This is a genomic window from Solirhodobacter sp. (assembly GCF_964715405.1).
The window spans coordinates 1-9,396 of the sequence record NZ_CBAICG010000071.1 but is presented as its reverse complement, the minus strand read 5'-3'; the positions used below and the strand labels follow the sequence as shown (position 1 = coordinate 9,396).

Here is a 9,396-nt window from a genome sequence, read left to right as displayed (position 1 = left end):
AGAAAACCGACAGGGAGACTGCATTACATGGACCAGAAGGACAGACAGAAGACCCGGCTTCATCCCGCGGCACGCATGTACGCCGAGGAATATCGAAGCGGCGGGATGAGCCGACGCGAGTTCCTGACGCGCGCCTCGGCGCTGGGGGTGGGTAATCCCCCCGGCATGACCGCCCTCCATCGTAGATTGCGGCAAACTCGCCGTGGCACACCGATGCCGTCGGGCGGCGGGGCGATCAGAGCCGATTGACAGCACTGCAATCGATCCCCCGATCCGAGGCGGCGCCGATCGCTCGGCCGTCCCGCCCTCGGCCGCCTACGGGTTTTCCAGGCTGAAGGTCCGCGTGTCGTCGTCGTAAGCGAAGACTTCGGCGTAACGCCCCCAGCTGACCACCGCGCGGAGCGTGTGGGCGGCATCTTCCGGCGACATGTGATCCTCCAGCTCGTCGGCGAACCGGCTCCAGGGGCCGCGGTGGCTCGGCCGTTCGTCGAGCACCCGGCGGATGTGCCCGGCAAGCGGGACGTAGGTCAGAAGATGCTGCGCGAACAGCTTCTTGCGCTCGTCGGTGTCGATCTGTGCAAAGCGCCGCCCTTCCGGGGTCAGCCGGATGTCGCCCCCCGCAACTTCCGCGAAGCGCATCATCTGGAGGGTTTCCGCCACCGGAAAGAGGTCGTCGATCTCCATGTGCAGGGCAGGGGCGATCACCGGCAGGTCAGCCTCGCCGTTGTAGGGCGCGGCGTCGACCGTTTCCATCAGGCCCGACAGCCGGTTGGTCGATACCCGCGGCAGCACCGATTCGATGCCCGCGCCGGGGAAACGCTCGGTCCGGGCGGCACGGTGCTGGGCGCCAAGTGCCGTCATCTCGACGTAGATGTCCTCCACCAGGGTGCGGAAGCTGGGGTCGAGACGCGCGCGCGGCTGCGGCAGATCGACCTTGATCTCATGCAGGATGCGGCCCGGATTGGAGCCGAAGATCAGGATGCGATCGCACATCAGCACCGCTTCCTCGATGTTGTGGGTGACCAGGATCACGCCCTTGATCGGCAACTGGCCCTCGGACCAGAGGTCGAGAAAATCGGTCCGCAGCGTCTCGGCCGTCAGCACGTCGAGCGCGGAGAAGGGCTCGTCCATCAGCAGGATGTTGGGGTGCACCACCAGCGCGCGGGCAAATCCCACACGCTGGCGCATCCCCCCCGAAAGCTCGCGCGGGTAGGCGGTTTCAAAGCCGTCGAGGCCGATCAGGTCGATCGCCTCCAGCGCGCGCCGCCGCCGTTCTTCGCGCGGCACGCCGAGGGCTTCGAGCCCGATCTCGACGTTTTCATACACCGTCAGCCAGGGAAACAGCGCGAAGCTCTGGAACACCATGGCGACCCCGTCGGGCGGGCCATCGACCGGGTGCCCCATGTAGTTCACCTCGCCCGCGCCGGGCCGCGACAATCCGGCGATCAGCCGCAGCAGCGTGGACTTGCCCGACCCCGACCGGCCAAGCAGGCCGACGATCTCGCCCTCGCGCAGGGTGACATTGACCCCCTCAAGCACGACGAACTCGCTGCCGTCAGGCTTGGCGAAGCCCTTGTGGACTGCCCGAACATCCAGAAGCGTGGCCGTTTCCATCACCGTCTCCGTATCAGTTCAGGCGGAACTTGCGTTCGGCGTAAAGGTAAAGCGGGCGCCAGAAGGTGCGGTTCAACAGCACGACATACCCGCTCATCACCGCGATCCCGAGCACGATGCGGTGAAAATCTCCGGCGGAGGTGGCATCCGCGATATAGGTGCCAAGCCCGTGCGCGCGCAGGGTCGTATCGCCCCAGGTGGCGATCTCGGCCACGATGGACGCGTTCCACGATCCGCCCGAGGCGGTCAGGGCCCCGGTCATGTAGAATGGAAACACCGCGGGCAGCGCGATCCTGCGCCACCAGAGCCAGCCACGGATGTGCATGCTGGTGCCGATGTCGCGCAACTCGGACGGAATCGTCGACGCGCCCGCGATGACGTTGAACAGGATATACCACTGCGTCCCCAGCACCATCAGCGGGCTGAGCCAGATGTCGGGGCTCAGCCGCAGCGCGACAATCGCCGAAACCGCCACCGGGAACAGCAGGTTGGCGGGGAAGGCGGCCATGAACTGGGCAATCGGCTGGGCGATGTGTGCCGCCTTGGGATTGAGCCCGAGCCAGACCCCCACCGGCACCCAGATCAGGCTGGCCAGAGCAATCAGGACCATCACGCGCGTCAGCGTGATCAGCCCAAGCTTGACTGGCGTCAGAAGCTCCGACGGCGACACGCCGGACAGCACGAAGCTCGCCACCTTCCAGAGCGCCCAGGCGACGAGCGCAAGCACAAGTCCGGTCCAGATCAGGTCGGCGGCGCGCATCGGGCCCCGCTTTTCGTCGGTCGTGGTCGGCATGATCTCGCGCCCGCGCGGAAAGCTGCGGTAGGTCCAGCCCCAGAAGGCGGCAAACGGCGCGACCGAGGCTGCCACCAGGCGCGACCGGTTCAACGTGGTCAGAACCCACGAACCGGGGGGGGCGACCTCGCTTTCCTGCACGAAGCGGAAGCGGTCGGCCCAGGCAATCAGCGGGCGGAACAGCAGTTGATCGAAGATCAGGATCACCACCAGCATCGCCGCCACCGCATAGCCGATGGCGACAAGATCGCGCTGCGCGATCGCCAGCGCGATGTAGGAACCGACGCCGGGCAGCGAGATCGAGGTGTTGCCGACACTCAGCGCTTCGGACGCAACGACGAAGAACCAGCCGCCGGACATCGACATCATCATGTTCCAGATCAGGGACGGCATCGCGAACGGGACTTCGAGTTTCCAGAAACGCATCCAGGGGCCAAGCCGAAGCGAATAGCTCACCTCGGTAAGTTCGACCGGAACCGTCCGCAGCGACTGGTAGAAGCTGAACGCCATGTTCCAGGCCTGACTGGTGAAAATCGCGAAGACCGCGGCGAATTCAGCGCCGAGCATCCGCCCCGGCGTCAGGGCGAGAAAGTAGGTCACCGTGACCGAGATGAAGCCGAGGATCGGCACCGACTGGAGGATGTCGAGGATCGGGATCAGGATCATCTCGGCGCGTCGGGACTTCGCGGCGGCCGTCGCATAGGTGAGGGTGAAGATGAGCGAGCACATCAGGGCGGCGAGCATCCGCAGCGCCGTGCGCAGCGCATAGCCGGGCAGCGCTGCCGGATCGAGCGTGATCCCCGAAGCGCCCGACACCGGAAGAGGTTTCACGACACCGCGCCCGGCATCCGCGACCAGGATCAGCACGGCAAGAAACAGCAGCACCGCGACCGCGTCCCAACGGCCGAACCGCCGCCGCCGCTGCGCGGAAATCGGGACGACGGCGAAGCTCATGTCCGTGCTCCCAACCGGCGCGGCGACGGCGAACGAACCCGCGCAGGACGGGCGATCGGCGCGCCGCAGGTGATCCTGTCGTGTTTCATCCAACTGCCCTCCGTGCCCATACAGGCATCCGGCGGGCAGGGACGGGTGGTCCTAACCGGCCGGTTTCCTGCTTTTTCTGGTAGATCGACTGCCGTCTGACATCCCGTTGATCCATCGTCGACATCGGGGCTTGGCCGGATGCGATTCCTCAGGCGTCATAGCGCCGGGTTATGTCGGTGTCATGTCGAATCTTGATGCGCGGCGTGATTGCCGCGACGACCGCGGCGGGCCTTATCAACGGGTTGGTCGGGTAGCCGACCCCGCCGCCTGACGATGCGACGTGCAATCGGTGTGGCCACAGGGTCCGGGCCGCGATACCGGGCCGGAACAGGGAACCGCGCCGGACCCGGCAACCGCGATCGCCCCGGCGTCCGGGGACAGTCCGGCGGTTCGGCCCGGCCCGGCGCGGTTCAACGCCCGCGCCGGGAAAGCGGGCTCAGCGCCGCGACATGGCGCCGAACAGCAGGCCGACGCCGACCGCGATGCCAAGCGCGACGAACGGATTTGCGGCGACCGCGCCCTCGAACCGGGTTTCGGCACCCTTGCCGCTGCGCCCGACGTAATCGGCGGCGCCGGTCATCCGGTCGGCGATGCCGCTGGTCAGGGCCTGCCTGCGATGCTGGGCCCCGGTGGTGACCGCATCGGCGAGTTTTGCCATGTCGGCGCGCAGCGAGGCGAGTTGATCGACCACCGCGTCGTAATCGGCGCTGGCGGACGGGATCTTCAGGGCTGAGGTGTCATGGGCCATTTTCGTCTCCTTTGTCACGGCGAAGTCCGCCGGGCGCCCACCATCCGCCTGGCCGGGCGATCTGGCCGCTGGCGGCGGTGCTGACCAACAAGGCGCCCTTTCCGGTCGCTGCGCGCTAACCTGCGTCAGGCCGCGCCCCGCTGCGGCGGTTGGCCGCGCGGGCGGGGGGGCTAACCCATGTCAGTGCACCCCAAGCCGCGCGCCCCTAGCCTCAGGCCGCGACCCGTCCTGCGCCCCCGCTGCCGGATACCGTAGCGTTTCAAGCACTGGATGCCCGCCGATGCCAAAACAGGATGCGACCGAGCACACCGGGGCCGCCGCCGCCGAGGCACGGACACCCGACACGACGCCGCCTGTCCCTGCGGGCGCGCAGGCGGCCTCGGTCCCCGCGCTGCGCGAAGCGACCACCGCCAGGCACGCACCGCATCCTGCGGCGGCCCGGCGGCGCTGGTGGCCGTGGCTGGGCGGCGCGGTGGTCGCGCTGGCGATCGGTGGCGCGCTTTATGTTCACCCCTGGATCGCGTCGAAAACCGCGGTTGCCGTCGAAACGGTGGTGCCCGGCCCGCTGACGCGGGTGCTGGCGGTGAACGGCACGGTTGCGGCGCTGAACTCGGTCGACGTGCGCTCGTCGGTTGTCGGCACGCTGGTGGCGCTGAACGCCGACGCGGGCGACAAGGTGGCGGCGGGGGCGGTGCTGGCGCAACTCGACACGACCCTGCAACAGGCGGTGGTGCGAGCGGCGCAGGCGGCGCTCGATTCCGGCTCGGTTGCGCAGGCGCAGGCCAAGGCCACCTTCAGCCGGACCGAGGCGCTTGGCGCCAACGTCACCCGCAACACGCTGGAGGATGCGGCGCGCGCGATGCAAAGCGCGGATCAGGAGGTCGGGCGGCTGAGCGCGCTGGTCGAACAGGCGCAGATCGCGCTGACGAAATACACCATCACCGCGCCGATCCCGGGCACCGTGCTGACGCGCGGGGTCGATCCGGGGCAACTGGTCGATACCGCCAGCGCGCTGTTCACGCTGGCCGACATGTCGCAACTGATCGTCGATACCAATGTGGATGAAACCTACGCCACCCAGATCGCCATCGGCCAGCCCGCGGTGCTGCAATTCGTGGGCGAGACGCGGACCCAGACCGGCAAGGTGATCTTCGTCTCGCCGCAGGTCGATGTGGCCACCGGCGGGCTGGAGGTGAAGATCGCCTTCGACACGCCGCAGGCGGTGCCGGTCGGGCTGACCGTCACGGCCAACGTCATCGTCGACAAACAGGCGGCCGCGATTTCGGCGCCCCGCACGGCGATCGTCACCGATGCCACCAGTTCGGCGGTCTTTCTGGTCAAGGCCGGGGTCGCGCGGCGACAGGCGGTGACGGTGGTGGACTGGCCCGCCGACCGGCTGGCGGTGACAAGCGGGCTGGCGGCGGGCGACGTGCTGATCCTCGATCCCACCGGGCTGAAGGATGGTCAGGCCGTCACCGTCAAGGGCCGCTAGACGATGCTGTACGCGCTCAAGATCGCCACCCGCTACCTGACCGCGAGCAAGTCGCAGACCGCCCTGCTGGTGGTCGGCGTCGCGGTGGGGGTGTTCATCTTCATCTTCATGAGCGCGCTGATCGGCGGTCTGGCCGAATTCATCATGGCGCGCACGGTGGGCGACATGGCCCACATCACCATCGAGGCCGAGGCGACCGACCCCGCGTTGCTGCTGCCGAAGGGGCCGGGGCGCATCCTTCTGGTGCAGCAGAAGGACGATAACCGGTCGGATGTGCTGCCCACCGCCGCCGCGTTCATCCCGATCATCGAGGCGATCCCCGGCGTCGTCGTCACCTCGCAGGAGATCAGCGGGTCGGGGTTCCTGACGCGCGGCAAGCTGGTGCAGCAGGTGTCGGTGATGGGGCTGGAGCCCGACAAGGTGTCCGCCATCGTGCATCTGGCAAGCTACATGGTGAAGGGCCGGGCCGATCTGCTGGCCGGTTCGGTCATCATCGGGCAGACGCTGGCCGACAACATGAACCTGACGGTGGGCCAGTCGGTGCGGCTGCAAGCCTCGACCGGGATCGACGCGGCGCTGACCGTCACCGGCATCTTCAAGATGGGCACGGGCGGGCAGGACCGGCGGCAGGCTTACGTCAGCCTGGCCACCGCGCGCACGCTGTTCGCGATGCCGCAGGCGATTTCGCAGATCGAGATCAAGCTGAGCAACCTTTATGACGCCGACGCCACCGCCGCGCGGATCACGGCGGTGACCGGGCTTTACGCGACCCCCTGGACCGAGCAGGCGGCGCAACTGCTGGCGGCGCTGAAGGCGCAGGCGCAGACCGGCCTACTGCTCAAGGCCTTCGCGCTGGTGACGATCGTCATCGGCATCGCCTCGGCCATGCTCCTGTCAACCTTTCGCAGGCGACCCGAGATCGGCATCATGCGCGCGATGGGGGCCAAGCGGTCCTTCGTGCTGGTCGTCTTCATCACCCAGGGCGCGATCGTCGGGCTGATGGGCGGGCTGTCGGGCGCGGCGATCGGCTATCTGGTGCTGTCGGGCTTTTCCGGCCCGGGCTCGTTCAAGCCGGGCGGGCTGCCGATCGACGTCGCGCAAGGCGCCTTCGGGCTGGCGATCCTGCTGACCACCATCGGCGCCATCCTCGCCTCGATCCTGCCCGCCCGCTCGGCGGCGCGGGTCGATCCGGTCACGGCGATCGGGCAATGAGCGGCCCGCTGCTGGAGGTGCGCGACCTCGTCAAGACCTATGGCTCGGGCGAGGTGACAACGCAGGTGTTGCGCGGGCTGGACCTGCGGCTGGAGAAGGGCGAGCTTTCGGCGCTGCTGGGGCCATCCGGCTCGGGCAAGAGCACGCTGCTGACCATCCTCGGCACGCTGATGAAACCGACTTCGGGCAGCTATGTCATGCTGGGCGAGGATCTGATCGGCGCCGATGACGCCGAACTGACCGCGTTTCGCAACCTGCACATCGGCTTTGTCTTCCAGTTTCACAACCTGCTGCCGGATTTCACCGCGCTGGAAAACGTGATCTTCCCCACCGCGGTGCGCGAGGGGCGCGAGACGGCATCGGCGCGGGCGCGCGGGCGCGAGCTGCTGGTGCGGATGGGGCTGGCCGACCGGGTGACGTTTCCGGTGGCCAACCTGTCGGGCGGGCAGAAGCAGCGGGTGGCGGTGGCGCGCGCACTGATGAACCGGCCCGAACTGGTGCTGGCGGATGAACCGACCGGCAACCTTGACCGCGTCTCGGCGATTCAGGTGATGGACCTGATCGGCGAGATCAACCGGGACGAGGGCACGACGTTCCTGATCTCGACCCACGACGAAAAGATCGCCGCCACCTGCCGCCGCCAGATCGTGGTGGGCGAGGGGATGCTGAGCGGATAGCCGCCGTTACCGCGTCGGCACCACCGCCGTGATCGGGGCTTTGGGCCCGGCAACCGGCGTCGTCGGCGGATGGATGTGCATCAGGGCCTGGCTGACCAGCAGAAAGATCAGGAAGGCGCCGAAGACAAAGCTGCCGGTGTGGGTCGCCTGACGGCGATCCGTGGCCGTCGTTCCGGTTTCAGGCTTGACGCTGACCGCGCCCGGCAGCAGTGCGATCAGCCGTGTCGCGACCGCGCGGTGATCGAGCGCCAGCGCGGGAACGTCCGGCAAGGCGGCGATCAGCGTGTCAAGCCGCTGCCCGGCGGAGTCTGTCGGCAGCCCCGCCAGGTCTTGCGCCTCTTGCCAGGGATCGACGCCGCGACGCGCCAGCGCGGAAAGCACGCTGACCCGCATCCCGTTCGCATCCTCGCCAACCGGCGCGAACAGAAACCTGTCGAACTGCGGGTTCGGCGCGGGAAGCCAGGTGCGGGTCATAGGTTCCATCCCCGGATTGCATCAGGGCCAGACGTCCGGCCGGGTCGCCCCGACCATCGAGTCGCCCCGATCATGCCGCCGTCATAGCAGCCCGCGGCGGGCGGGCGCCGCAACATGGATCAGCGCGCCGGGCCCCCCCGCTGCTCACCTTCCGGTGAGCCGCAGCGGTTCGCCCGGCGGGGACCAGCGCCGCCCTCATTTCGCCAGGGTCTTGCGGATCGCCTGCAATTCCTTCTTCCGCTTGGCGGTGACGGTCGGGTAGGCCGACCCCAGGCTGTCGAAGGTGTCGAGCAGGATCTGCGACACGATCAGTCGGGCGGTGTGCTTGTCGTCGGCGGGAACCACATGCCAGGGCACATCCGCCGTGCTGGTGGCGCCGACGCAGTCCTCATAGGCGCTGCGGTAGGCGTTCCAGAACCCGCGTTCCTTGATGTCATCGGTGCTGAACTTCCAGTTCTTCTGCGGATCGTCGATGCGGTCGAGAAAGCGTTTGCGCTGCTCGTCCTTCGAGAGGTGCAGGAAGATCTTGACGATGCGGGTGCCGTTGGTGTGCAGATGCCGTTCCAGATCGGTGATCGAGCGGTAGCGCGTTTGCCAGAACGCGGCTTCGTCGGCGACCGGGTCCGCCAGCGCCTCGGCGGCAAGCAGTTCGGGATGGACGCGCAGGATCAGAACCTCTTCGTAGTAGGAGCGGTTGAAGATTCCGATCCGCCCCCGCTCGGGCAGATCTTGCGTGCTGCGCCACAGGAAATTGTGCTGCAACTCTTCCGCGCTGGGGTGCTTGAAGCTGAACACCTGGCAGCCCTGCGGATTGATGCCCGACATCACATGCCGGATCGCGCCATCCTTGCCCGCCGCATCCATCGCCTGAAAGATCATCAGGATCGCATGGCGGTTCGCGGCATAAAGCATCTGCTGCTGGTCCGACAGGCGCTCGACATGATGCCTGAGCTTCTTCTTGTAATCGCGTTTCGATCGGTAGACCGGGTCGATCCGTGTCGGCCGTTTTTCAAGGTCGATGGTCTCGCCCGCGGCAACGCGGAAGTCGCCCGTGTCGATTTTCATCTTACGCCACCCTTGGGTTTGTGGGGTCTTGCGAGGCTGGTTGGTCCTGCGGTTCCGGTGTCAGGGCCGCCGGGCCGTCACCCGGACTTCGTCGGGATGCGGGGCGGATCAGCGTCCAGGCGTGCTCGGCGATCATCAGTTCCTCGTTGGTCGGGATGACCCAGACCGAGACGTTGCTGTCAGCACCGGAAATGCAGGGCCCGCCGGTGGCATTCGCCTGTTCATCAATCCGGACACCAAGCGCAGCAAGGCGCGCGCAGACGGCGGCGCGCACCGG

8 protein-coding genes and 2 pseudogenes are annotated in these 9,396 nt (G+C 67.6%); 4 read left to right on the top strand and 6 right to left on the bottom strand.

Annotated features, from left to right (window positions below; all coding sequences use genetic code 11):
• Window positions 1-249 (top strand): annotated as a pseudogene (locus AC11WY_RS18605) (hypothetical protein); the annotation flags it as partial.
• A gap of 66 nt (window positions 250-315) precedes the next feature.
• On the opposite strand, the gene AC11WY_RS18600 reads toward AC11WY_RS18605, so the two are convergent.
• The 3 genes from AC11WY_RS18600 to AC11WY_RS18590 form a co-directional block, all read right to left on the bottom strand.
• Complete coding sequence (locus AC11WY_RS18600; RefSeq protein ID WP_482928259.1) at window positions 316-1,614, bottom strand: ABC transporter ATP-binding protein; 1,299 nt, start codon at window positions 1,612-1,614, stop codon at window positions 316-318.
• A 13-nt stretch (window positions 1,615-1,627) separates the two neighbouring features.
• Window positions 1,628-3,361 (bottom strand): ABC transporter permease, encoded by a 1,734-nt coding sequence (locus tag AC11WY_RS18595; RefSeq protein ID WP_482928258.1) that lies wholly within the window; start codon window positions 3,359-3,361, stop codon window positions 1,628-1,630.
• Window positions 3,362-3,887: 526 nt separating this feature from the next.
• A complete protein-coding gene (locus AC11WY_RS18590; protein ID WP_482928257.1) occupies window positions 3,888-4,199 on the bottom strand; it encodes a hypothetical protein in 312 nt (103 codons plus the stop codon).
• 280 nt (window positions 4,200-4,479) lie between these two features.
• Here AC11WY_RS18590 and AC11WY_RS18585 point away from each other — a divergent pair, with 280 nt between their 5' ends.
• The 3 genes from AC11WY_RS18585 to AC11WY_RS18575 are packed head-to-tail and all read left to right on the top strand — an operon-like array spanning window position 4,480 to window position 7,580.
• Window positions 4,480-5,691, top strand: a complete 1,212-nt coding sequence (locus AC11WY_RS18585) for an efflux RND transporter periplasmic adaptor subunit (RefSeq protein ID WP_482928256.1) — start codon at window positions 4,480-4,482, stop codon at window positions 5,689-5,691.
• A 3-nt stretch (window positions 5,692-5,694) separates the two neighbouring features.
• Window positions 5,695-6,903, top strand: coding sequence for an ABC transporter permease (locus AC11WY_RS18580; protein WP_482928254.1), 1,209 nt, complete (start codon window positions 5,695-5,697; stop codon window positions 6,901-6,903).
• Window positions 6,900-7,580: an ABC transporter ATP-binding protein gene (locus tag AC11WY_RS18575; RefSeq protein ID WP_482928252.1), complete on the top strand. Its 681-nt coding sequence runs from the start codon at window positions 6,900-6,902 to the stop codon at window positions 7,578-7,580. The genes AC11WY_RS18580 and AC11WY_RS18575 overlap by 4 nt, the downstream gene beginning before the upstream one ends.
• 6 nt (window positions 7,581-7,586) lie before the next feature.
• Here AC11WY_RS18575 and AC11WY_RS18570 read toward each other — a convergent pair whose 3' ends face one another.
• The 3 genes and pseudogenes from AC11WY_RS18570 to AC11WY_RS18560 form a co-directional block, all read right to left on the bottom strand.
• The gene (locus AC11WY_RS18570) at window positions 7,587-8,054 is read right to left on the bottom strand and encodes a hypothetical protein (RefSeq protein ID WP_482928250.1); all 468 of its coding nucleotides are present in this window, start codon (window positions 8,052-8,054) and stop codon (window positions 7,587-7,589) included.
• A gap of 195 nt (window positions 8,055-8,249) precedes the next feature.
• Window positions 8,250-9,119, bottom strand: a complete 870-nt coding sequence (locus AC11WY_RS18565) for an ADP-polyphosphate phosphotransferase (RefSeq protein ID WP_482928248.1) — start codon at window positions 9,117-9,119, stop codon at window positions 8,250-8,252.
• A 1-nt stretch (window position 9,120) separates the two neighbouring features.
• Window positions 9,121-9,396: pseudogene (locus AC11WY_RS18560) on the bottom strand (hypothetical protein); the annotation flags it as partial.